This is a genomic window from Cupriavidus sp. H39 (genome assembly GCF_050271075.1).
Taxonomy (GTDB): domain Bacteria; phylum Pseudomonadota; class Gammaproteobacteria; order Burkholderiales; family Burkholderiaceae; genus Cupriavidus; species Cupriavidus necator_B.
Map to the genome: position 1 here is coordinate 1,319,047 of NZ_CP189846.1, position 21,489 is coordinate 1,340,535.

Here is a 21,489-nt window from a genome sequence, read left to right on the forward strand (position 1 = left end):
GCTTGTCTCCTCGGGTGATGGGCGGCGTCCTTTGAAAGGATGGTTATGGACGCCGGATGCACTGCAGGGTCTGGCCTGGTTGTTATCGGCGCCTGGCCTCGGCGCTTTGCAAGCGGAACCTGGCGGGGTGGCTCAGGCGGCGGTCGCCATCGGCGCCGCGAGGTCGGCGTGGTGGATCTCGCGCCGCGCGTCTGCGCGGATCAGGTCCGCCGCGCGCTCGGCCATCATCACCACCGGCACGTTGGTGTTGCCCGATACCAGCGTGGGCATCACCGAGCAGTCCACCACGCGCAGCCCGCCGATGCCGTGCACGCGCAGGCGCGCATCGACCACCGCCAGCGGATCGGCGGCCGGGCCCATTTTTGCCGTCCCCGACGGATGGAAGATGGTGGCGCCGTACTCGCGGCAGAAGTGCAGGATCTCGTCGTCGCTGCGCACGTCGTCGCCCGGCCGGAACTCTCGCTTCATCAGGCCGCGCATCGGTTCGGTCTGCGCCACGCGCCGCGCATAGCGCACCGCGGCGATGGTGCAGCGCCGGTCCAGTTCGGCCGACAGGTAGTTGGGCTGCATCGACGGCGCCTCGAACGGGTCGGTCGAACGGATCCGCACGCTGCCGCGCGACTCCGGACGCAGCTGGCATACGGAATAGGTGCAGCCCGAGAACGGATGCACCATGCCGCCGGCCATGTCGGCGGACAGCGTCGAGAAATGGAACTGCGTGTCGGGCGTGGCGCTTTCGTGCGGCAAGGCGCGGCAGAACATCGCGCCCTGGTTGATGCCGATGGCCAGCGGGCCCTTGCGCATCAGCAGCCATTCCAGGCCCATGCGCGCCTTGCCGGTCAACGTGCGCAGCTGGTCGTTGGTGGTGATGGGCCGGGCCACCTCGTAGATCAGCCGGACCTGCAGGTGGTCCTGGAGGTTTTCGCCAACGCCTGGCAGCGCATGCACCACCGGTATGTCGAGGTCTTGCAGCAACGGCGCCGGGCCGATGCCCGACAGCTGCAGCAACTGCGGCGATTGCAGCGCGCCGGCACAGAGGATGACTTCGCGCCGCGCCCGCAGGATATAGGGCTGGCCATGCTGGATGTAGCGCACGCCCACCGCGCGCTTGCCTTCGAACAGGATGCCGGTGGTATGCGCCTCGGTTTCCACGCGCAGGTTGGCGCGCCCGCGCGCCGGCCGCAGGTAGGCCACCGCGGTGGAGCAGCGCCAGCCGTTGCGCGTGGTCAGCTGGTAGTAGCCCACGCCCTCCTGGTCGCCGCCATTGAAGTCGGTCTGGCGCGGCAGGCCCAGCGCCTCGCCGGCGGCGATGAAGGCATCGACCAGCGGATGGCGCCGGTCGATCGAGGTGGCATTGAGCGGGCCATCGGTGCCGCGCGTTGGGCCGGCGCCGAGGTCGTTGTTCTCGAGCTTGCGGAAGTAGGGCAGGCAGTCGTCCCACCCCCAGCCCGGATTGCCCAGTGCCGCCCAGTGGTCGTAGTCCTCGCGCTGGCCGCGCACGTAGATCAGGCCGTTGATGGCGCTGCTGCCGCCCAGCGTGCGCCCGCGCGGCCAGTAGATGCGGCGGTTCAGCATGTTGGGATCGGGGTCGGTATAGAAGCCCCAGTTCACCTGCTTGTGGAACATGGTCTTGCCATAGCCGATCGGGATATGGATCCACGGGTAGCGGTCGGGCGGGCCGGCCTCGAGCAGGCAGACCGAATAGCGGCCGTCTTCGCTGAGCCGGTTGGCCAGCACGCACCCGGCCGAGCCGGCGCCTACCACGATGTAGTCAACGGTTTGCGACATCGTCGCTGTCTCCTTTTTTGGCCGGTAGCCGCGCAGCTAGCCGGCTTGGACCTATAATTTGAAACGTTCTGTTCCGGATTTTATTTCTCAAAACCGGAATGGAAAGCCCAATCGCGAGGAGACGCCGGTTGTGAAACAGAACGTGTCAATCCCGTTTCAGAATCGCACTGCAGCAGAGGATGGTGCGGTGGAGGACGACGCACGCAGCCTGCGCGTGCTGGCGGTGCTGTCCAGCCTGGCCCGGGCGCAGCAGCCGCAAACGCTGTCCCAGCTGGCGCAGCGTCTGCATGTGCCCAAGGCGACGCTGATGCGCCTGCTGGCGGCGCTGGAGCGCAGCGGCTTCGTGGTGCGGATGCCGGCCGAGCGCGGCTACGTGCCCGGGCCCGCCGCGGCGGCGCTGTCGCTGCAGACGCTGCGCAGCCCGCCGCTGCTGCGCGAATGCCGCGGCATCCTGGCCCGGCTGGTGGCGCGGCTGGGCGAGACCTGCAACCTCACCGCGCTCGACGGCGACCGCGTGCTCTACGTCGAGCGCGTGGAAACGCACGAGCCGCTGCGGCTGCAGCTGTCGCCCGGCATCCATGTGCCGCTGCATTGCACCGCCAGCGGCAAGCTGTTCCTGTCAGCGATGAACCGGCTCGAACGCCAGCAGATCCTCAGGCGCCTGGAGCTCGCCCCGCACACGCCGCGCACGCTGTCCGATATGCCCGGGCTCAACGCCGAACTGGACCGGCTGGCCGCGCGCGGCATCGGCGTGGATCATGAGGAGTTCGTGCGCGGCATGTGCGCGGTGGCGGTGCCGGTGCGCGAACCCGATGGCGCGGGGCCGGGCCGGGTGGTGGCCGCGATCGCGTGCCATGCGCCGACGGCGCGGGCCTCGCTGGAAGCGTTGCTGGCGGCGGTGCCAACGCTGCACGGCGCGGCCAAGGAGATGGCGGCGGTGCTGTGCGCGCACTGAGGCGGGCCGCGGCGACGCCGGCTCAGCCGGGGCGCGCCTTGGCCCGGAGCGCCGGCGCTCGGGATTTGCCGGATGCGCGTCCCTGCCGCAGAATGCGCGCCACCCGCTCGCGCAACATCGGCAATACCTCGCTCTCAAACCACGGATGCTGCTTGAACCACGGCTGGTTGCGCGGCGACGGGTGGGGCAGCGGCACGAAATCGGGTGCGTAGTCCTGCCATGCCCTGACGGTCTCGGTCAGCGTCGGCTTGCGGCGCGCCCCCAGGAAATGGCGCTGCGCATACTGGCCGACCAGCAAGGTCAGTTCGATCGACGGCAGTTGCGCCAGCAGCCGGTCCAGCCACAGTGGCGCGCATTCGGGGCGCGGCGGGTTGTCGCCGCTGTTGCCGCGGCCGGGATAGCAGAACCCCATCGGGATGATGGCGAACTGCGAGGCATCGCAGAACGTGGCGTCGTCGACCCCGAGCCATTGCCGCAGCCGGTCGCCGCTGGCATCGTTCCATGGAATGCCGGTTGCGTGCACGCGGGTTCCCGGCGCTTGGCCGACGACCAGGATGCGTGCGCCGGGGCCGACGCGGACGATCGGGCGCGGGCCCAGGGGCAGGTGCTGCGCACACGCGCGGCAAGCTCGCACTTCGGTGAGCAGTGCGTCAAGCGCGGCGTATGGGCCCTCAGGCGCTGGCTTGGCTGCTGGCATCGCTCATGCCGTCTGGAAACTCATCCGCTTCGCCTGCGAGATCGACATGGCCGCCACCTGCACATGCGGGGCCAGCCTGGCCTGCGCGGTTTCGAGCGTCCAGCGCGTGGAAGGGACGGAGATGTTGATGGCCCCAACCGGCAGGCCGCGATGATCGGTGATCGCTGCCGCGACGGAGATGTCGCCGACCACGGTCTGGTTCATCACCACGGCATAGCCGCGCTCGCCGGCCTCGCGCATCGCCGCCATCAGGTTGTCCGGCTGCGTCTCGGTGAAGGGCGTGATGGGCGTCAGTGCGGTGGCCCGCACCACGTCCCAGCGCTGCGCCTCGGTCAGCTTGGACAGGATTGCTATCCCGGACGCCGTGTACACCGCCGGCAGCCGGAAGCCCACCCCGAAGTCGACATTGATCAGGTGCTGGCCGGGGAAACGCGCCAGGAACACGATCTCGTGCCCGTCCAGTTCCTGCAGGTTGGCGGTTTCCCCCAGCGTGCGGCTGATATCAAGCAGGTACGGTGACGCGCGCTCGACCAGGTCGTTGGAGCGCAGGTAGTTGTACGACAGGCCCAGCACCTTGGAGGCCAGCCCGTACATCGCCGAATCGGGCACGCGCCGGATATAGCCGAGCTGCTCCAGCGTGTGCACCAGCCGCTGCGTCGCGCTGCGGTCGAGATCGGCCGCCCGCGCGATCTCCGCCATCGACATCAGGCGGCGGTCCGGGCCGTGGAAGGCTTCCAGCACCTGGAACGCCTTCTCCACCGACCCGACGAACAGGGACGAACGTTCGCGCCGGGCGCGCAAGCCGTTGCCTTCATGCGTTGCATCCACAAAACCTCCTGCTCGTCCTTGCTATTGTCTTGATGATTCACAGCGCCGCCAGCCGCGCCGCATGGTCGTCCGCAAGCGCGGCCGGGTCCAGCTGCGCGGCTTGCGGTATGCCCAGCAGCCGCAGCGTGGTTTCGAATTCCGCATGCAGGATCGCCAGGACTTCGGCCACGCCGCGCGGACCGCGCGCGGCCAGCCCATACAGCGGCGCGCGTCCCGCCAGCACGCCGCGCGCGCCCAGCGCCAGCGCCTTGGCGATGTCGGCGCCACGCCGCACGCCGCCATCGACGAACACCTCCATCTTGCCTGCCGCCGCCACGATGGCCGGCAGCATTTCGATCGCGCTGGGTGCGCCTTCCAGCTGGCGGCCGCCGTGGTTGCTGACCACGATGCCGTCCAGCCCCTGGCGCGCGGCGATTTCCGCGTCGGCGGGCGTAAGGATACCCTTGATGATGACGGGCCCGTCCCAGTGCCTGCGGACCCACGCGATGTCGTCCCAGCATAGCGACATGTCCATCTGCCGGCTCAGGCCCGCCGCCTGCGTCTTCAGGTCTGTCGCCAGCCCGCTGCTGCGGGCCAGGTTGACCAGCTGCGGCGAGCCGCCCTGGCGCAGCATGCGCAGGCACCAGCGCGGGTGGGCCGCGAGGTCGGCCAGCAGCCGCGGCGTCCACGGCACCGGCATGCGAAAGCCGTTGCGGATGTCATGGTCGCGCTTGCCGTGCACCATGGTGTCGACGGTCAGCACCAGGGCGCTGAAGCCGGCGGCGCGTGCGCGCGCCATCATGCTCTCGGCGATGGCGCGGTCGCGCTGCACATAGAGCTGCAGCCACAGGTCGCCGTCGCTGGCGGCGCGCACGTCTTCGATCAGCGAGGTCGATGCGGTCGACATCACGAAGGGCAGGCCGGCGGCATGCGCGGCGCGCGCCAGCGCTTCTTCTGCCTTCGGCCAGTACAGTCCGTTCAGTCCGGTCGGCCCCACCAGCAACGGCAGGGTGTACTTGCGGCCGAAGACCTCCATGCCGGGATCGGTCCCGGTGACGTCGCGCAGCACGCGCGGGCGGAACAGCAGGGCCTGGTAGGCGGCCAGGTTGCGCGCCAGCGTTCGCCCGTCCTCGGCGCCGCCTTCCAGGTAGTCGAAGGCAAAGCGCGACAGCCGGCGCCGCGCCAGTTCCCGATAGTCCTTGATGGCCGGCAGCATGGGCGTCCGCGCCTCAGGCGAAGGTGGCCTCGGCCTGCAGCCGCTGCGCGAGTTCGGCGCGCAGCTGCGCCTGCAGCGCGGGCGCGGGTGCCAGCAGCGGTGCCAGCACCTTCGGCGCGGTCACGCCCACCAGGTCGAGCACGGATTTCAGCGGGCCCGGGTTGGTCTCGGAGAAGGCCAGATCCAGCAACGGAATCAGCTCACGGTGCAGGCGTACCGCTTCAGCGGCCTTGCCGGCCACGCCGAGGTCGTAGAGGGCCCGCCAGGTCCGCGGCAGCACCGAGGCGGTCACGACCACGCCGCCCTTGGCGCCCGCCGCCATGTGCAGCGGGAACAGGCTGTCCTCGCCGCTGAACACGCTGAAGCTGTCGTCGACGCCCGCCACCACCTTGAGGAAGTGGTACATGTCGGTGTTGCAGGCCTTCATGCCGATGATGTTCTCGTGGCGCGACAGTTCGTGCAGCACCTCGGGCGCGATCGCGATCCGGGTGCGGTAGGGAATCTCGTAGATCATGACCGGCACCGGCGCGGCATCGGCATAGCGCAGGAAATAGTCGCGGATGCCTTGCTGGGTCGGCGACGTGTAATAGGGCGTCAGCACCATCAGGGCCGAGGCGCCGGCGTGGGCAAGGGCCTTGCCTGCGTCCAGGGCATCGTGGAAGCCCGGGTCGAGCACGCCGGGAATCACGGGGACCTTGCCGGCCGCGGCTTCCACGCAAACGGCCGCCATGCGGACCCGCTCCTGGCGCGACAGGGCACCGTATTCGCCGGTGCCGCCGAGCGGCACCACGCCTGAAATACCGTTGCCAAGCAGATAGGCCATCAGCTTGCGCGTGGCGTCCTGGTCGATCTTGTCGTTCGCCGTCACCGGGGTCGGGATGGCGGGGAAGATGCCGCGCAGGTCGGCGGCGGTAAGCTTGTGGTTCATGGGTAAGGGTATCTCAGCGCTCGGCGCTCTTGCGGCGCAGGCGTTCCGCGCACGTGATCAGGATGGTGACGAAGACGAACAGGCAGGTAGACACCGCGGCAATCACCGGTGAAAGCTGCAGCGTCACCTCGTCCCAGAACTGCTTGGGCAGGGTGGCGCTCAGTCCGCCAGAGGCAAACAGGGCGATCGTCAGCTCGTCGAACGAGGTGGCGAAGGCGAACAGGAAGGACGAGAACAGGCCCGCGGCCAGGATCGGCAGCGTCACGTAGCGCAGCGTCTGCCACGGCCGCGCGCCCAGGCTTTGCGCCGCGAGGTCGAGCCGCGTGTCGTAGTTGCGCAGCACCGCCATCATGGTCATGACGACGTAGGGCACGGCAATGACCGTGTGGCCGATCATCAGGCCCAGCGAGGTGCCGACCAGCCCGACCCGGGCGAAGAAGTAGAACATCCCCACCGCGATGATCATGCGCGGGATGATGATCGGCGACAGCACGAACGCCAGCAGCAGCGACTTGCCCCGCATCTGCGAGCGCACCAGCAGGAAGGCAACCGGCGTGCCGACCAGCAGCGCCAGCACCGCGGCGCCGAGGCCGACCAGCAGCGAGCGCAGCCCGGCCTGCATCCACAGCGGCGAAGCCAGCATGTCCTGGTAGTGCTGCAGCGTGAAGCCCCGCGGCGGCCAGTTCAGGCCAGAGTTCCCGGCGAACGACAGCGGGATCATCAGCAGCGCCGGCACGCTCAGGAACAGCAGCACCATCAGCACGATCGCGCGTAGCGGCAGCGACTCGCCCGGCTGCGGCTCGCGCCGTCCGCGCGGCACCAGGGCCAGCAGCTTGTCGCTGACGGTGCCCAGCGCGCCGAGCACATGGTCGCCGAGGCGATACAGCATGCCCTCGTGCGCGCTGGCGGAGCGGGTACGGCGCTCCGCTCCGCCAGCCATCGACGAGAGCCCGAGCACCTTGTCGTACAGCGCGAAGACGGCCAGCACCACCAGCAGCAGCAACACCGAGATCGAGCCGGCGAACCCCCAGTTCATGGTCTGCTGCACCTGGTCGATGATCAGTTGGGCCACCATGATTTCTTTTCGTCCGCCCAGCAGCGCGGGCACGATAAAGAAGCCGACCGCGGTCACGAACACCATGATCGCGCCAGCCGCCACGCCCGGCATCGACAGCGGAAAGTAGACGCGCCAGAACGCGGTGCCGGGCCGTGCCCCCAGCGTCAGGGCCGCGCGCGGCAGGTTGCGGTCGATGTTCTCCATCACCGACAGCATGGTCAGCACCGCCAGCGGCATCAGCGCGTGCACCATGGCCACCAGCACGGCCCCGAGGCTGTACAGCAGGTTCGCAGGCGCGTCCTGGATGCCCGCGGCGGTCAGCAGCTGGTTGACCACGCCGTTGCGGCCCAGCATCACGATCCAGGCGAAGGCCCGCACCAGGAAGCTGGTCCAGAACGACAGCAGCACCCAGAACAGCCATTTCGCCTTCCTGTCCTTGGACAGCGACGAAATCAGGTAGGCCACCGGATAGCCGGCAACCACCGAAAGCAGCGTGGTCCACAGCGAGATCTTCAGCGTGATCAGCATCACGTCGACGTACACCGACGACGCGAACAGCTGCCGGTACTTGGCCAGCGTGAAGGCACCGTCGCTGTAGAGGCTCAGCAGCAGGAGCTGCCCGACCGGATAGACCAGCAGCACCAGGAACAGCAGCACCAGCGGCGCGGCCAGCAAGGCAGGCCGCAGCCAGGGGCGGCGTTGCAGGGCAAGGGCGAGGGCGGTCATACGGAATCCGGGACGGCGACAGCGTCGCTGCGCTGCCAGGTGAGCGTGACCTGCTGCCCGACCGCATGCCGCGAAGCGTCCATCGAGGTGGGGTAGGACAGCACCACCGGGGTCTTGCCGGCGGCGTCGGACGCCACGTACAGCTTGGTCAGGCTGCCGGTGATCATGCTGTCCAGGACCCTGCCGCTGACGGCATTGGCGGCGGTGGTGCCATTGGCCATGGCAATGTTCTGCGGCCGCACCATGACGCGCACCTTGCCCCCGGCAGCCACCGGTGCATTGGCGACCGCGTGGGCGAGACCGCCGCCCTGGGCCAGCGCGACCTCGACGTGGTCGCCGCGCACTTGCGTGACCGTGCCCTCGAACAGGTTCGATTCGCCCAGGAAGTCGGCGACGAACAGCGTGCGCGGGCGGAAGTACAGGTCCGACGGCGTGCCCAGCTGCTCGATCTTGCCGCCGTTCATCAGGCAGATGCGGTCCGACATCGTCATCGCCTCTTCCTGGTCGTGGGTGACATAGACGATGGTCGTGCCCAGCTCACGGTGGATGCGCTTGATTTCCAGCTGCATGTGGTCGCGCAGCTTCTTGTCCAGGGCGCCCAGCGGCTCGTCCATCAGGATGATCGACGGCTTGTAGACCAGGCAGCGCGCCAGCGCGATGCGCTGCTGCTGGCCGCCCGAGAGTTCCTTCGGGAAGCGCGCCGCGACCTGCGGCAGGCGCACCATGTCCAGCGCTGCCAGCGCCTGGCGCTTTGCCGTGGCCGCGTCGACGCGCCGCATCTTCAGCGGAAAGGCAATGTTCTCCGCAATCGTCATATGCGGGAACAGCGCGTAGTTCTGGAACACCATGCCGATATCGCGCTCGTAGGGGGCGCCATAGGTCACGTCCTTGCCGTTGATCAGCAGCTGGCCGCCGTCCGGCACGGTCAGACCTGCGATCAGGCTGAGCAGGGTGGTCTTGCCCGAGCCCGAAGGGCCTAGGAGAGTGAGGAACTCGCCTTCGGCCACTTCAAGGTCGGTGGGTGCCAACGCGACGAAATCTCCGTAGCGCTTGGTCAGCCCGGCAATCTTGAGTTTGAAGTTCGGCATCGTGTCGTTGCGTCTTGTATCCGCTGCAGGATCCAGATCACTTGAGGATCCAGCCGTTGAATTTCTCCATCACCGCGGCCTGGTTATCGAGCCAGTATCTGGCGTCGATCTGCACGCCCGACTTGAGGTTGTCGGCGTGGGTCGGGCAGTTCTTCGCGACGTCGGGCTTGATGTACTTGAAGGCATCGGGCTGTGTCACGCCCGCCGGGAAATATTCCACCAGCGAGGCCATGCGCTTCGGGTCGGAGGCGAACTTGATGAATTCGCGGCAGGCTTGCGCATTCGGCGTGCCGGCCAGGATGGACCAGTTGTCGACCCCCCACAGGTTCTGGTTCCAGACAATGCCGACCGGCGCGCCCGAGGCGGCAGCGCTCTGCGCGCGCGACACCCACGTCGCCACCATGTCGACCTCGCCGGACTTGAGCATCTGCTCGACCTGTGCGCCGGAGTTCCACCACACGTCGACGTTGGCCTTGATCTTTTCCAGGTTGGCGATGGCGCGGTCGACATTGAGCGGATACAGCGACGCGGTCTGCGTGCCGGCGGCCATCAGCGACTCTTCGAGCGTGTCGAACGGGTGCTTGCGCAGGGCGCGGCGGCCGGGGAAGTCCTTGACGTTCCAGAAGTCGGCCCACGACGAGGGTGCCTTGCGGCCCTTGAAGGCCTCGGTGCGATAGGCCAGCACCGTGCTGTAGACGTTGGTGCCAACGCCGTAGGGCGACATGAAATGCGCCGGAATGGTCTTGACGGTGGCATCGCCTTCCAGGCCGTGCTTCTCCAGGTAGACCTTGCCGCCCTGCGTCAGCAGCAGGATGGCCGGCTGGCTGATCTTGGCCATGTCCCAGGTGTAGTTGCGGGTCTCGACCATGCTGCGGATCTGCGCCACGGGCTCGGCGTTGGCCTGCACGCCCACCACCTCGATGCCGGTCTTCTCGGTGAACGGCTTGTAGTACACCGCGCTGTACGCCTTGGTGTAGATGCCGCCGTCGTCGCGCACCACGATGCGCTTGGACTGCGCGCGCGCGTATTGCAGCACGGCGGGCGCGGCCAGTGTGCCGAGGCCGACGGCGGCGACTTTGAGGGCGCGCCGGCGCGAAGCGTTGATGTGGCTGTGGTCGTTCATGCAAGCTCCCTGGTTTGCGTCAAGGTTGTGAGGGCGGGGCGGCCGGCAGCAGCCGGCCAGGGTTGAACAGTTCCGCGGGGTCCAGCATCTGCTTGATGCCGCGCATCATGGCGATCTCGACCGCCGGCTTGAACTGCGCCATTTCACCGGTCAGCACCTGGCCAATGCCGTGTTCGGCGCTGAAGGTGCCGCCCAGCTCGTACGCCACCTGATCGATGGCATGCTTGATGCGCGCGGCGACCGCGTCGCGCTCAGGCAGTGCTTGCCACTGCGCGAAAGGCACCAGCGGGATGAAGTGGACGTTGCCGTCGCCCAGGTGGGCAACCACGATGATCGGCAGATCCGGCAGCACCGCATGGGCCGCGGCGGTGGCGCGCTCGATGAATTGCGGCACGGCCGAGACCGGCACCGCGCAATCGGTGTTCAGGCCCAGGCCCGCTTTCTTGTTGCCTTCGGAGACGCTATGCCGCACCAGCCACATGGCCTCGCGCTGCGCGCCGCTGGCGGCTACCACGGCATCGTCGACCAGGCCCTCGGCCACGCCTTGCTCCAGCACTTCCTGCAACACCTGGTCGAGCAGGTCGCGCCGGCCGGTATCGGCCAGCTCCACCAGCACGTGCCACGGGTGGCTGGCAGGCAAGGGCGCGCGGCGGCCGGGCACGTGATCGAGCACGATCTGCAATTGCACGGCGTTGAGCATTTCAAAGGCGGACAGCGTGGCGCCGCAGCGCTGCTGGAAGCGACCCAGCATCTCCAGCGCCGCCTGCGGCGTGCGCGCCGCCAGCCACGCCATGGCGTGCGCGGTAGGCAACGGATGCAGCTTGAGCGTGGCCGCGGTGATCACGCCCAGCGTGCCTTCGGAGCCGATAAAAAGATGCTTGAGGTCGAGGCCCGTGTTGTTCTTGCGCAGGCGGTACAGGCCGTTCCAGACCTGGCCGTCGGGAAGGACCACTTCAAGGCCGAGCACGTTGTCCCGCGTATTGCCATAGCGCAGCACGCCGGTGCCGCCGGCATTGGTGGCGATGTTGCCGCCGATCTGGCATGAGCCTTCGGCCCCCAGGCTGACCGGGTAGAGGCGCCCCTGTTCCGCCGCGGCCTGCTGGATCGCGGCCAGCACGCAGCCGGCCTCGACTTCCATCGAGTTGTTGGCGGCATCGATGGCGCGGATGCGGCGCATGCGCGCCAGGCTGATCACGACCGGCGGCGTGCCCTCGGCGGCCGGCACGGCGCCGCCGCACAGGCTGGTATTGCCGCCCTGCGGCAGCACCGGCACGCCGGCCGCTGCGGCGGCCCGTACCACGGCGGCCACTTGCGCGGTGGTGGCAGGAAGTACCACGCACAGGGCCGGGCCGCCGTAGCGGCCGCGCCAGTCCTCGGTGTAGGCCGCAACGTCGGCGGGCGCGGTCAGCACCGCATCCTGTCCCAACAGGTCTTTCAGCTGCAAAACAAGTGACATGGCTTGTGTCCTCGGGGCCGGTGAGGAAATACTATTCGATTGTCATGAGCATAAACATAGGTGAAATCCACATATACATAATCGCAATGCAATTACATACACACGTTCGACATATCGGGCGGGGGGCGAGGGAGCGACGTACAAATGGAAGGCCATGCCGCGCGCAGCGGCACTTTTTTCAAGCGGTGGCGCGGCCTGCGGCCAGCACCATCGACGGCCGTTGCACAGGGCTGTGGATCGGTTCTTGCGTGGCAGGCTCTGCCCCAGCCGTCACAGGAGCGCGCCATGCCGGAAGCCCTTCGCCACTCGCTTTGCCGATTCATCGTTGCCTGTTGCGTGGGCCTAGCAGCCTGCGGAGGGGGCGGAGGCGGCAGCGAGGGGGCAGGCGATGGCGACGGAGCGGGCGGAGGTAGCGCCGGCGGCAACGGCTCGCTGACGCTATCGATCTCGGGCCTGCCAGCCGGTACCTCGGCGGCCATCACCGTATTGGGTCCCGGGCAGTTCCGCCAGACCGTGACCCAGTCGACCACGCTGTCCAACCTGGCACCAGGCAGCTATACCGTCAGTGCCGCCAGCGTGCTGACGGGCAGTTCTCTGCTCAAGCCGCAGCCGCCGTCCCAGAGCGTCGGGGTGGCCGCGGGCGCCCGCGCGGTGGTGAACGTCGCCTACGGTTCGCCGGAAACCGTGCAGTTGTCGCTGACGCAGGTGGCAGGCGAGTTCGCCGCGCCCATCTTCCTGACCGCGCCCGCCGGCGATGCGCGGCTGTTCGTGGTGGAACGGGCCGGCCGCATCCGGATCGTACGCAACGGCGCATTGCTCGCCACGCCCTTCCTCGATATCGCGGCGCTGACGACGACCGACGGCGAGCGCGGGCTGCTGTCGATGGCGTTCGATCCCGACTATGCGGCCAACGGCCGCTTCTACGTCTATTACACGGACACCAGCGGCGCCATCACCATCGCCCGCTACCACGTCTCGGCAGCCAACCCGGATCTCGCCGATGCCGCGGGCACGGTGCTGCTGTCGATCCCGCACCCGACCTTCTCCAACCATAACGGCGGCCAGCTTGGGTTCGGTCCCGACCGCATGCTCTATATCGGCACGGGCGACGGCGGCGGCGGTGGCGATCCGGCGGGCAACGCCCAGAACCCGGCAACGCTGCTCGGCAAGATGCTGCGCATCGATGTCAGCGGCGCGTCGGGCTACGCCGTGCCGGCCGGCAACCCGTTCATCGGCCAGTCCGGCAGCCGCGGCGAGATCTGGGCGCTCGGGTTGCGCAATCCGTGGCGGTTTTCGTTCGATGCCGGGTCGTTGTATATCGCCGATGTCGGCCAGGACCTGCGCGAGGAGGTCGACGTCGCGCCGTCCACCAGCGCCGGCCTGAACTACGGCTGGAACCGGACCGAGGGCACCGCGTGCATGGGCGCCGCCACTTGCGACAAGAGCGGGCTGACCATGCCCATATTCGAGTACGGCCACGAGGCAGGCGGCTGTGCCATCGTCGGCGGCTACGTGTACCGGGGCAGTGCCAGCCCGGCGCTGCAGGGCCGCTATTTCTACACCGATCTTTGCACGGGCAAGCTGCAGAGCTTCATGTATCGCGACAGTGTCGCCACCGAACCGGTCGACTGGAACGTCACGGTGCCGGGCAGCGTGTTCTCGTTCGGCGTGGATAGCGCGCAGGCGCTCTATGTGCTGGCCGATCCGGGCACGTCAGCGAGCAGCGGGCGGGTCTACCGGATCGATGCCTCGGGCGGCACGCCCTGACGTCGCAGGGCCGCCGCATTTGTCCGCGCTTCAGGCCGCGTTGGTCTTGCGGCCGACGCCCTGGATCAGCTTGTTCACGCGCGCCAGGTACTGGTCGAACATCTTGTTGGCCTGTTCCTGGCTGTCGATCGGCTGCAGCACGGTGCGGCCTTCGGCTTCCAGTTTGGCGCGGATTTCCGGCTTGGCCAGTGCTTCGCCGATCGCCTTGCGCAGCACCGCCACGCGCTCTGCCGGCGTGCCCTGCCTGACGAAATAGCCACCGCCGATGGTGTATTCGAAATCCGGCACCAGCCGGCTTTGCGAAATCAGCGGGACCGACTTGAGCGCGGGCGGCAAGGCGCGCGAGAAGCTGGTCAGTATCTTCAGCCGGCCCTGCTGCTGCATGCTGTCGAAGCTGGACTGGTAGGGCAGGATGGCGAAGTCGACTTCGCCGCCGGCAAGGCCCTGCAACGCCGGGGCGCCGCCCTTGTAGGGCACGTGCAGGAAAGGCACGCCGACGCGCGCGGCCAGCGCATCGCCCATCAGGTGGTAGATCGAATCGATGCCGACGGTGGCATAGGTCAGCGGCTTGCCCTTGCTCTGCCGCGCGAACTCGATGAACTTGTCGAGACTGTCCGCGGCGATGCCGTTGCGCACCATCAGCACGATGTTGGCGTCGCTGATCGGCGCGGCCAGCAGGAAGTCCTGCGGCTTGTAGCGTGCCGCGGGGTTCAGCAGCGGCGCCAGGAAGACCTCGTTGATGGAGCCATGGAAGAAGGTGTAGCCGTCGGCGGGCGCCGCCAGCACCTTGTTGGCGCCGATCAGCCCGGTGCCGCCGCCGTAGTTCTCCACCACCACCTGCTGGCGCACGCTCTTGCTGATCGATTCGCCGAAGATGCGCGCCGACGCGTCGCTGGCGCCGCCGGCCGGGTAAGGCACCACCAGCGACAGGGCCTTGGCGGGAAAGGCGTCCGCCGCAAATGCCGGCAGGCCGGCCAGTACGGATGCGCCGGCGGCCAGGCCGGCGTGCTGCAGGAAGCGGCGGCGGTTCAGTGTAGTCATGGCGATGTCTCCTCGATTCTTGTTTTAAACCAGATAGCTTTGTGCCAGGTGCGCCCACAACGCGGCGCCGACCGGCAGGGCCTTGTCGTTGAAGTCGTACAGCGGGTTGTGCACCATGCAGCCGCCGTCTTCGCCCAGGCCGTTGCCCAGCCGGATATAGGCACCGGGCCGCTGCTCCAGCAGGTAGGCGAAGTCCTCGCTGCCCATCACCGGCGGGCGCTCGACCACGTTGTCGGCGCCCACCAGCCGGATCGCGGCCTGGCGCGCGAACTCGGTCTGCGCGGCGTGGTTGACCAGCACCGGGTATTTGCGCTCGTAGACCACCTCGGATTGCAGCCGGAAGCTTTGCGCCTGCGCGGCGACGAAGGCCTGGATGCGCTCCTCCACCAGGGTGCGCACGCGCGGGTCGAGCGTGCGCACGCCGATCTTGATCGTGGCCGTGTCGGGGACCACGTTGTAGGTGGTGCCGGCCTGCAGGGCGCCGACGGTGATGACCGCCGACTTGAGCGCGTCGATCTCGCGGCTGACGATGGATTGCAGTCCCAGCACCATGCTGGCCGCGCCCTGCATCACGTCGATGCCGTGATGCGGCATGGCGCCGTGCGCGCCACGCCCGCGCAGCGTGACCGTGGCGCGGTCGAACGACGCCATCGCGGGGCCGGCGATGACACCGATCTGTCCCACCGGCAGCCCCGGCGAGTTGTGCAGGGCGTAGACCTCGTCGCAAGGGAAGCGCTCGAACAAGCCGTCTTCCAGCATGCGCAGTGCGCCGCCTTCGTTCTCTTCGGCGGGCTGGAAGATCAGGTTCAGCGTGCCGTTGAAGTCGGCCGACTCGGCCAGGTAACGCGCCGCGCACAGCAGGATCGCGGTGTGCCCGTCATGGCCGCACGCATGCATCTTGCCCGCGATGGTGCTGGCATAGTCCAGGCCGGTCTGTTCCTGGATCGGCAGCGCATCCATGTCGGCGCGGATGCCCAGCGCCTTGCCGCCTTGGCCCTTGCGCAGCGTGCCCACCACGCCGGTGGTGCCCAGGCCGCGATGCACCGCATAGCCCCATGCCGCCAGTTGCTCGGCGACCAGATCGCTGGTCTGGCGCTCTTCAAAGGCCAGTTCGGGATGCGCGTGGATCCTGCGACGGATCGCGACGAACTCCGGCGCGAGAGTCTGGATGGATCGCTGCAGGTCGGCGGGGAGCATGGGGGTCATGGGAGCATGGGAACGTGGTGGTTCACCGCATTCTCGCTGCAGGCGCGCGCCGAAACCATGACAACGATAGCGGTAAATCGTTGTATAAAATGCAACGATAAAAGAACGTGCGACGCTCCCGCCAAGCGCCGCTCAACCGCCGCCGCAGGAGACCGGGACATGGAAGACGTGCTGGACCGCAAGCGGGCACTGTGCCTGCTGCAGATCATCGAAACGGGCTCGGTGCGCGGCGCCGCCGACGTGCTGGAGCTGGACCCCTCGGTGGTCAGCCGTGCCGTGGCCAAGCTGGAGCAGGACACCGGCCTGACCCTGCTGGAGCGGCGCGGGCGCGGCGTGGTGGCCACCGACGCGGGACGGCTGCTGGCGTTGTTTGCGCGGCGCCAGCAGGACCTGAACGACACCTTCCTGGCCGAGGTGAACAACCTGAAGAACGCGCAGCGCGGCCACGTCGAGCTGTCCTTCGGCGAGGGCTTTGTCGACCTGGTGCTGGAACCCGTGCTGCAGGGCTTCCTGCGCAAGCACCCCGACGTCACCTGCAGCATCCAGGTGGCGGGCACCGACGAGACCGTGCGGCTGCTGCTGGAGGACCTGGCCCATATCGGCTTCGTGTTCCAGCCGCCCGACGATGCGCGGCTGCACTCGCACTACTCGCGGCTGTCGCCGATCCGCGCGCACGTGCACAAGGATCATCCGCTGGCGCGGCGCCGCCGCGCGCTGACGCTGTCAGACCTGGCGCAGCACCAGGGCGCGTTCCTGGCCGGTTCGTTCGGCGTGCGCAAGCATGTGCAGGCGGCGGAGCTGGACGAGCACATCACGCTCAAGCCGGTGCTGGTGACCAACTCCTTCAAGGTGCTGTGGGAATACGCGGCGATGGGGCTGGGCTATATCCTGACGGCGCGCTCGGTGCCGCTGAAGGAACCGCAACTGCGGCAGCTGGTGTCGCTGCCCATGGCCAATCCCATCCTGAACAACAGCCGCATCCATATCCTGACGCGCGCCGGCCGGCATTTGTCGCCGGTCGCGGACGGCCTGCTGCGGCACCTGGTCAAGGCGTTTCCGGCGGTCTGAAATCGCACCGGCATGCGGTGGCGGCGAACGGAGCGTTCGGGAATGGCAGAGGCGGCCAGCCCGGATTGCGGCGATCATATCCGTTGATTCCCTCCGGCCCGAGATCCGTCATATTGCCCTATCCGCCATGCACGTCCATCTGCAGTCTTCCATGCACGCCAGCCTGCAGCAGCTGTTGCTGGCGTTTCCGCTGTCGGTCGGCGCCGAGCGCGGCCGGGTGGTGGTCAGGCGGCGCGGCTACGAGCGGGTGCTGCTGCCCGGCCAGCAGGCCATCCTCGACCCGTTCGAAGCCTTTGCGCTGCACCTGGAAGGCAGCAGCGCCAAGCCCGCGGCATGCACGCTCGAGATGCTGGGGCTGAGCCCGGCACAACCGTCGGAATGCCTGCATCACCGCATTGCCAAGCGGGTTTTCCTGCAGCCGCAGTACGCCTGGAACGCGGCCTTTATCGCCGAGCGGCTCGGCATGTCCGCGGCGCAGCTGCGGCGTGCGTTGTTCGCCCAGGGGACCGCGCTGACCGACCTGTGTCGCACGCAACGGCTGATGCGCCTGCTGTTCGACGTCATGGCGGGCGACGCGGCCCCTGGCGAGGCCAGGCGGCGGGTCGGGTGGCCCGCCAACGGTGATTTGGACAGCGCATTCTATGACCGCTTCGGCGTCTCGCTGGAAGCCGCGCGGCGGCTGTCCGCCGGGCACGCCGTGCCGCGGCAGCGCTCGGTGGCGTGACCGCGCGGTGCGGGCCGCGGGGGTACCGCGCCGCGGTTTGCGAGATAATCCGGTGTTACGCCCGGGAAGGATGTCATGCGCTTTGATCTGGTCGACCTGAAACTGTTCACGCATATCGCGGAGGCACAGAGCCTGACCGGCGGTGCGCAGCGTTCCCACCTGTCGCTGGCCGCGGCCAGCACCCGCATCAAGAACCTGGAGGAACACGTCGGCGTCAAGCTGCTGAGCCGCAGCAGCCAGGGCGTGAAGGTGACCGGGGCGGGCGAGACCCTGCTGGCCCACGCGCGCCGCGTGCTGCGCCAGCTGGAGCAGCTGAGCGGCGACCTGCAGGAATACGCGGCGGGCGTCAAAGGCCATGTGCGCGTGTTCGCCAATACCACCGCGATGAGCGAATTCCTGCCCGCGGTGCTGCGCAGCTATCTGGTCAGCCATCCGGACGTGACCATCGACATGCACGAACGGCTCAGCCCGGACATCGTGCGCGCGGTGCAGGAGGGCATCGTCGACATCGGCATCATCGCCGGCAATGTGCGTACCGAAGGGCTGCAAGTCATGCCATACCGGCGCGACCGGCTGGTGCTGGCCACCGCGCTGAGCCATCCGCTGGCCGAGCGCGGCCGCGTGGATTTCATCGATACGCTCGACTACGACTTCATCGGCCTGCCCGAAGACAGCGCCATCCACAACTTCCTGAAGCGGGCCGCGGCGGACCTGCAACGCAGCCTGCGCTGGCGCGTGCAGGTCAGCAATTTCGAAACCGCGTGCCGGATGATCGAGGCCAACGTGGGCCTGGGCGTGTTGCCCGAGACCACCGCCCGCCGCCATGCCAGGTCCATGGCGCTGCGCATCGTCCAGCTCAATGATGAATGGGCCGAGCGCCAGCTGCAGATCTGCGTCGCCGATCTCGATGCCTTGCCGCTGTTTGCGCGCAAGCTGGTGGACCTGCTGGTGGAAGACGGCCAGGGGCGCCAGGACTGAAGCCGTGGCGCCGGCTGGCCGGGGTGGCTATGGCTGGTCCGCGAGCATCTGCCGCAGCTGGTGCTTGAGCAGCTTGCCGCTGGCCGTGGTCGGCATGGTTGCCACGCGCAGGATGCGCTCCGGGCGCTTGTAGGGCGACAGGCGGTCGACCAGGTAGTCGTGCAACGCCGGTGCGTCAAAGCGCTCGCCCTCCCTGATTTCGACGAAGGCGATCACTTCCTCGTTGCCGTCCGCGGCGGGCTGTCCGATCACGGCCGATACGCGTACCGACGGATGCGTGTTGAGCACCGATTCGACTTCGATCGGGTAGACGTTGAAGCCCGAACGGATGATCAGGTCCTTGGTGCGGCCGACGATAAACAAGGCGCCGTCCGGGCCAAGCCGCCCGATATCGCCGGTGTTGAGCCAGCCGCCGGGGCGCAATGCCTCAGCGGTCAGTTCCGGCGCGCGGTAGTAGCCGCGCATCACGCCCGGACCGCGGATCCATAGTTCGCCGGGTTGCCCCGCTGGCACCGGCTTGCCGTCAGCGCCCACCACCTGCAGCTCCGCGCCCGCGACAATCTCGCCCGCGGCGCAATCGGTACGCGGACGGTCCATGCGCGTCACGAACATCGACCCGGCGTACTCGGTCATGCCGTAGCCGTGGTGCAGCGGCTGGCCGAACGCCGCTTCCACATCCTGCTTCAGCGTAGGGTCGAGCGGCCCGCCGCCGGTGTAGAGATAGCGCAGGCGCGGCGACGGCTGCAAGGCCGTGCCAGTGGCCCGCGCATGGGCCAGGATGCGGCTGAACATGGTCGGCACGCCCTGCAGCAGCGTGATCGCGCCGTCCCGGATCGCCGCGGTCAGGTCCGCCGCATTGAAGCGCGCGCACAGGTAGAGACTGGCGCCGGCGTGCAAGGTCGAGACCAGCAGCGTGCCCAGCCCGAACACATGCGACATCGGCATCACCGCGTAGGCGCAATCGTCTGCCTGCATGCGGCGCGAGGCCACGGTGACATCGGCGAAGTGCAGCAGGCCGCGATGGGTGACCATCACCCCCTTGGGCTGTCCCGTGGTGCCCGACGTGTAGATCAGCGCGGCCACGTCGCGCGCCAGCGCTTCGGGCTCGCGCGCGGCAGTGTCGTTGACGGCGCCGGCCATCAGCGGACCCAGCCCTGGCGGGGCAATTTCCCTGGCCCGGTAATGCACGCCGTGGCGCAGCGCATCCGGCGACGCGGCGTGGGTGAACAGCATCAGCCGCGGCTGGCAGTGGGCACGGATCACCTCGATTTCGCGTTCGGACAAGCGCGCGTTGACGACCACCGGCCAAGCGCCCAGCTCCGACAACGCAAACACCAGCGTGATCACCGCCAGGCAGTTCTCGGCCACGATCAGCACCCGGTCGCCGGTGCCCACGCCCTGCGACTGCAGATAGCGCTGCGCGTCCCCGATGCCGGCCCACAGCTGCGCGTAGGTGGTGGTCCGGTCTTCTTCGAAGACGGCGACATGGCCAGGGCTGTGCTCGGCCCAGTGGCGCGGGATATCGCTGATTCTGGCTTGGGGGTCGCGGTCCGGTGGCATCTTGCGGGAATCCATATAAAGGGCGGACCGTCCGGCGGGCGTGCGGCAGGAACGGGGCCCGGGCCGCACGCCGCCGAAGCGGGCTCAGTAGCGTTCGAACACCGCGGCAATGCCCTGGCCGCCGCCGATGCACATGGTTTCCAGGCCGTAGCGGCCGCCGCGGCGCTGCAGTTCGTGCAGCAGCGTGGCCAGGATGCGCACGCCGGTAGCGCCGATCGGGTGGCCCAGCGAGATGCCCGAGCCGTTCACGTTGAGCTTCTGCTCGATCGCGTCCTGGTCCTGCCAGTCCCAGCCCTTGAGCACGGCCAGCACCTGGCAGGCAAAGGCCTCGTTCAGCTCGACCAGGTCCATCTGGTCCAGCGTCAGGTTCAGGCGCGCCAGCAGCTTCTTCACTGCCGGCACCGGGCCGATGCCCATGTGCGAAGGCTCGCAGCCGGCAGCCGCCCAGCCCACCAGCGAGGCCATCGGCGTCAGGCCGAGTTCAGCAAGCTTGTCCTCGGCCACGATCAGGCAGGCGGCCGATGCATCGTTCTGCTGGCTGGCGTTGCCCGCGGTGACGGTGCCGTTCGGCATCAGCACGCGCAGCTTGGCCAGGCTCTCGAGCGTGGTCTGCGGGCGGAAGCCTTCATCGCGCGTGAACGGCACCGGCTCGCCCTTGCGCTGCGGCACCTGCACCGGCACGATCTCGGCGTCGAAGCGCCCGGCCTCCCAGGCCGCGGCGGCGCGCTGGTGGCTGCGCACGGCAAAGGCGTCGGCGTCGTGGCGGCTAATGCCGTAGTCGCGCGCCAGGTTCTCCGCGGTCTCGATCATGCCGGAGATCTTGCCGAAGCGCTCCACCGGCTGCGAGCGTTCGCGGCCGCGGTCGAGGCGGTCGAAGAAGCGCACGTTGCCGGAGCGGGCGCCCCAGCGCATGTCGGTGGTGTAGTACTCGATATTGCTCATGCTTTCGACACCGCCGGCGATCACCACGTCGGCGGCGCCGCTCTGCACCATCATCGATGCGGTGACGATGGCCTGCAGGCCGCCGCCGCAGCGGCGATCCAGCTGCATGCCCGGCACTTCCACCGGCAGGCCTGCCTGCAGCGCGGCCCAGCGGCCCACGCACGGCACTTCGCTGTTGGCGTAGGACTGGGCAAAGACCACGTCGTCGATGCGCGCGGGATCGATGCCGCTGCGTTCCACCACGGCGCGCACGGCGGTCGCGGCCAGTTCTTCGACCGGCACCGGGCGCAGGCTGCCGCCGAAGGTGCCGACGGGGGTGCGAAGGGGGGTGACGATTGCAGCTCTGCGCATGGAAGTCTCCT

General features: G+C 68.4%; 18 protein-coding genes. 5 read left to right on the forward strand and 13 right to left on the reverse strand.

The features are described 5' to 3' along the window. Window positions 1–132 precede the first annotated feature (132 nt). Complete coding sequence (locus ACOCMH_RS06425; protein ID WP_427308324.1) at window positions 133–1,788, reverse strand: GMC family oxidoreductase; 1,656 nt, start codon at window positions 1,786–1,788, stop codon at window positions 133–135. A 130-nt stretch (window positions 1,789–1,918) separates the two neighbouring features. Here ACOCMH_RS06425 and ACOCMH_RS06430 point away from each other — a divergent pair, with 130 nt between their 5' ends. Beyond that, window positions 1,919–2,743: an IclR family transcriptional regulator gene (locus tag ACOCMH_RS06430; RefSeq protein WP_427306063.1), complete on the forward strand. Its 825-nt coding sequence runs from the start codon at window positions 1,919–1,921 to the stop codon at window positions 2,741–2,743. Between the two features lie 22 nt (window positions 2,744–2,765). Here ACOCMH_RS06430 and ACOCMH_RS06435 read toward each other — a convergent pair whose 3' ends face one another. From ACOCMH_RS06435 to ACOCMH_RS06470, 8 genes are read right to left on the reverse strand one after another with little or no spacing between them, the layout of a single operon-like run. Continuing rightward, the gene (locus tag ACOCMH_RS06435; protein WP_427306064.1) at window positions 2,766–3,440 is read right to left on the reverse strand and encodes a uracil-DNA glycosylase family protein; all 675 of its coding nucleotides are present in this window, start codon (window positions 3,438–3,440) and stop codon (window positions 2,766–2,768) included. 3 nt (window positions 3,441–3,443) lie between these two features. After that, window positions 3,444–4,268: an IclR family transcriptional regulator gene (locus tag ACOCMH_RS06440; RefSeq protein ID WP_427306065.1), complete on the reverse strand. Its 825-nt coding sequence runs from the start codon at window positions 4,266–4,268 to the stop codon at window positions 3,444–3,446. Between the two features lie 37 nt (window positions 4,269–4,305). Continuing rightward, window positions 4,306–5,463 (reverse strand): alpha-hydroxy acid oxidase, encoded by a 1,158-nt coding sequence (locus ACOCMH_RS06445; protein ID WP_427306066.1) that lies wholly within the window; start codon window positions 5,461–5,463, stop codon window positions 4,306–4,308. Between the two features lie 13 nt (window positions 5,464–5,476). Further along, window positions 5,477–6,391, reverse strand: a complete 915-nt coding sequence (gene dapA / locus ACOCMH_RS06450; protein ID WP_427306067.1) for a 4-hydroxy-tetrahydrodipicolinate synthase — start codon at window positions 6,389–6,391, stop codon at window positions 5,477–5,479. A 13-nt stretch (window positions 6,392–6,404) separates the two neighbouring features. Beyond that, complete coding sequence (locus tag ACOCMH_RS06455) at window positions 6,405–8,174, reverse strand: ABC transporter permease subunit (protein ID WP_427306068.1); 1,770 nt, start codon at window positions 8,172–8,174, stop codon at window positions 6,405–6,407. Then, window positions 8,171–9,262 (reverse strand): ABC transporter ATP-binding protein, encoded by a 1,092-nt coding sequence (locus ACOCMH_RS06460; protein ID WP_427306069.1) that lies wholly within the window; start codon window positions 9,260–9,262, stop codon window positions 8,171–8,173. The genes ACOCMH_RS06455 and ACOCMH_RS06460 overlap by 4 nt, the downstream gene beginning before the upstream one ends. A 37-nt stretch (window positions 9,263–9,299) precedes the next feature. Next, window positions 9,300–10,385 carry an ABC transporter substrate-binding protein gene (locus tag ACOCMH_RS06465; RefSeq protein ID WP_427306070.1) on the reverse strand — a complete coding sequence of 362 codons (1,086 nt, stop codon included), beginning with the start codon at window positions 10,383–10,385 and terminating at the stop codon, window positions 9,300–9,302. 19 nt (window positions 10,386–10,404) lie between these two features. After that, window positions 10,405–11,841, reverse strand: a complete 1,437-nt coding sequence (locus tag ACOCMH_RS06470; RefSeq protein ID WP_427306071.1) for an FAD-binding oxidoreductase — start codon at window positions 11,839–11,841, stop codon at window positions 10,405–10,407. Window positions 11,842–12,126: 285 nt separating this feature from the next. Between ACOCMH_RS06470 and ACOCMH_RS06475 the strand changes: the two genes are divergently transcribed. Next, window positions 12,127–13,608 (forward strand): PQQ-dependent sugar dehydrogenase, encoded by a 1,482-nt coding sequence (locus ACOCMH_RS06475; RefSeq protein ID WP_427306072.1) that lies wholly within the window; start codon window positions 12,127–12,129, stop codon window positions 13,606–13,608. A gap of 30 nt (window positions 13,609–13,638) precedes the next feature. Here the strand turns inward: ACOCMH_RS06475 and ACOCMH_RS06480 are convergent, their stop codons facing one another. Further along, window positions 13,639–14,649, reverse strand: coding sequence for a tripartite tricarboxylate transporter substrate binding protein (locus tag ACOCMH_RS06480; protein WP_427306073.1), 1,011 nt, complete (start codon window positions 14,647–14,649; stop codon window positions 13,639–13,641). 24 nt (window positions 14,650–14,673) lie between these two features. Continuing rightward, window positions 14,674–15,855, reverse strand: coding sequence for a M20 aminoacylase family protein (locus ACOCMH_RS06485; RefSeq protein WP_427306074.1), 1,182 nt, complete (start codon window positions 15,853–15,855; stop codon window positions 14,674–14,676). A gap of 159 nt (window positions 15,856–16,014) precedes the next feature. On the opposite strand from ACOCMH_RS06485, the gene ACOCMH_RS06490 reads away from it, so the two are divergent. The 3 genes from ACOCMH_RS06490 (at window position 16,015) to ACOCMH_RS06500 (ending at window position 18,625) form a co-directional block, all read left to right on the forward strand. After that, a complete protein-coding gene (locus ACOCMH_RS06490) occupies window positions 16,015–16,923 on the forward strand; it encodes a LysR family transcriptional regulator (RefSeq protein ID WP_427306075.1) in 909 nt (302 codons plus the stop codon). 151 nt (window positions 16,924–17,074) lie between these two features. After that, window positions 17,075–17,647, forward strand: a complete 573-nt coding sequence (locus ACOCMH_RS06495) for an AraC family transcriptional regulator (protein ID WP_427306076.1) — start codon at window positions 17,075–17,077, stop codon at window positions 17,645–17,647. 75 nt (window positions 17,648–17,722) lie between these two features. Next, entirely contained in the window at window positions 17,723–18,625 is a 903-nt protein-coding gene (locus ACOCMH_RS06500; RefSeq protein WP_427306078.1) for a LysR substrate-binding domain-containing protein, read from the forward strand. A gap of 27 nt (window positions 18,626–18,652) precedes the next feature. Here the strand turns inward: ACOCMH_RS06500 and ACOCMH_RS06505 are convergent, their stop codons facing one another. Then, the gene (locus tag ACOCMH_RS06505) at window positions 18,653–20,185 is read right to left on the reverse strand and encodes a class I adenylate-forming enzyme family protein (protein ID WP_427306079.1); all 1,533 of its coding nucleotides are present in this window, start codon (window positions 20,183–20,185) and stop codon (window positions 18,653–18,655) included. Window positions 20,186–20,269: 84 nt separating this feature from the next. Then, a complete protein-coding gene (locus ACOCMH_RS06510) occupies window positions 20,270–21,478 on the reverse strand; it encodes an acetyl-CoA C-acetyltransferase (RefSeq protein WP_427306080.1) in 1,209 nt (402 codons plus the stop codon). Window positions 21,479–21,489: the final 11 nt, after the last annotated feature.

Coding starts and splice junctions, on each gene's coding strand:
- ACOCMH_RS06470 (WP_427306071.1), bottom strand. CDS start 11,841: ATGTCACTTGTTTTGCAGCTGAAAGACCTGTTGGGACAGGATGCGGTG.
- ACOCMH_RS06510 (WP_427306080.1), bottom strand. CDS start 21,478: ATGCGCAGAGCTGCAATCGTCACCCCCCTTCGCACCCCCGTCGGCACC.
- ACOCMH_RS06425 (WP_427308324.1), bottom strand. CDS start 1,788: ATGTCGCAAACCGTTGACTACATCGTGGTAGGCGCCGGCTCGGCCGGG.
- ACOCMH_RS06480 (WP_427306073.1), bottom strand. CDS start 14,649: ATGACTACACTGAACCGCCGCCGCTTCCTGCAGCACGCCGGCCTGGCC.
- ACOCMH_RS06500 (WP_427306078.1), top strand. CDS start 17,723: ATGCGCTTTGATCTGGTCGACCTGAAACTGTTCACGCATATCGCGGAG.
- ACOCMH_RS06445 (WP_427306066.1), bottom strand. CDS start 5,463: ATGCTGCCGGCCATCAAGGACTATCGGGAACTGGCGCGGCGCCGGCTG.
- ACOCMH_RS06495 (WP_427306076.1), top strand. CDS start 17,075: ATGCACGCCAGCCTGCAGCAGCTGTTGCTGGCGTTTCCGCTGTCGGTC.
- ACOCMH_RS06435 (WP_427306064.1), bottom strand. CDS start 3,440: ATGCCAGCAGCCAAGCCAGCGCCTGAGGGCCCATACGCCGCGCTTGAC.
- ACOCMH_RS06465 (WP_427306070.1), bottom strand. CDS start 10,385: ATGAACGACCACAGCCACATCAACGCTTCGCGCCGGCGCGCCCTCAAA.
- ACOCMH_RS06455 (WP_427306068.1), bottom strand. CDS start 8,174: ATGACCGCCCTCGCCCTTGCCCTGCAACGCCGCCCCTGGCTGCGGCCT.
- ACOCMH_RS06490 (WP_427306075.1), top strand. CDS start 16,015: ATGGAAGACGTGCTGGACCGCAAGCGGGCACTGTGCCTGCTGCAGATC.
- ACOCMH_RS06485 (WP_427306074.1), bottom strand. CDS start 15,855: ATGACCCCCATGCTCCCCGCCGACCTGCAGCGATCCATCCAGACTCTC.
- ACOCMH_RS06475 (WP_427306072.1), top strand. CDS start 12,127: ATGCCGGAAGCCCTTCGCCACTCGCTTTGCCGATTCATCGTTGCCTGT.
- ACOCMH_RS06505 (WP_427306079.1), bottom strand. CDS start 20,185: ATGCCACCGGACCGCGACCCCCAAGCCAGAATCAGCGATATCCCGCGC.
- dapA (WP_427306067.1), bottom strand. CDS start 6,391: ATGAACCACAAGCTTACCGCCGCCGACCTGCGCGGCATCTTCCCCGCC.
- ACOCMH_RS06460 (WP_427306069.1), bottom strand. CDS start 9,262: ATGCCGAACTTCAAACTCAAGATTGCCGGGCTGACCAAGCGCTACGGA.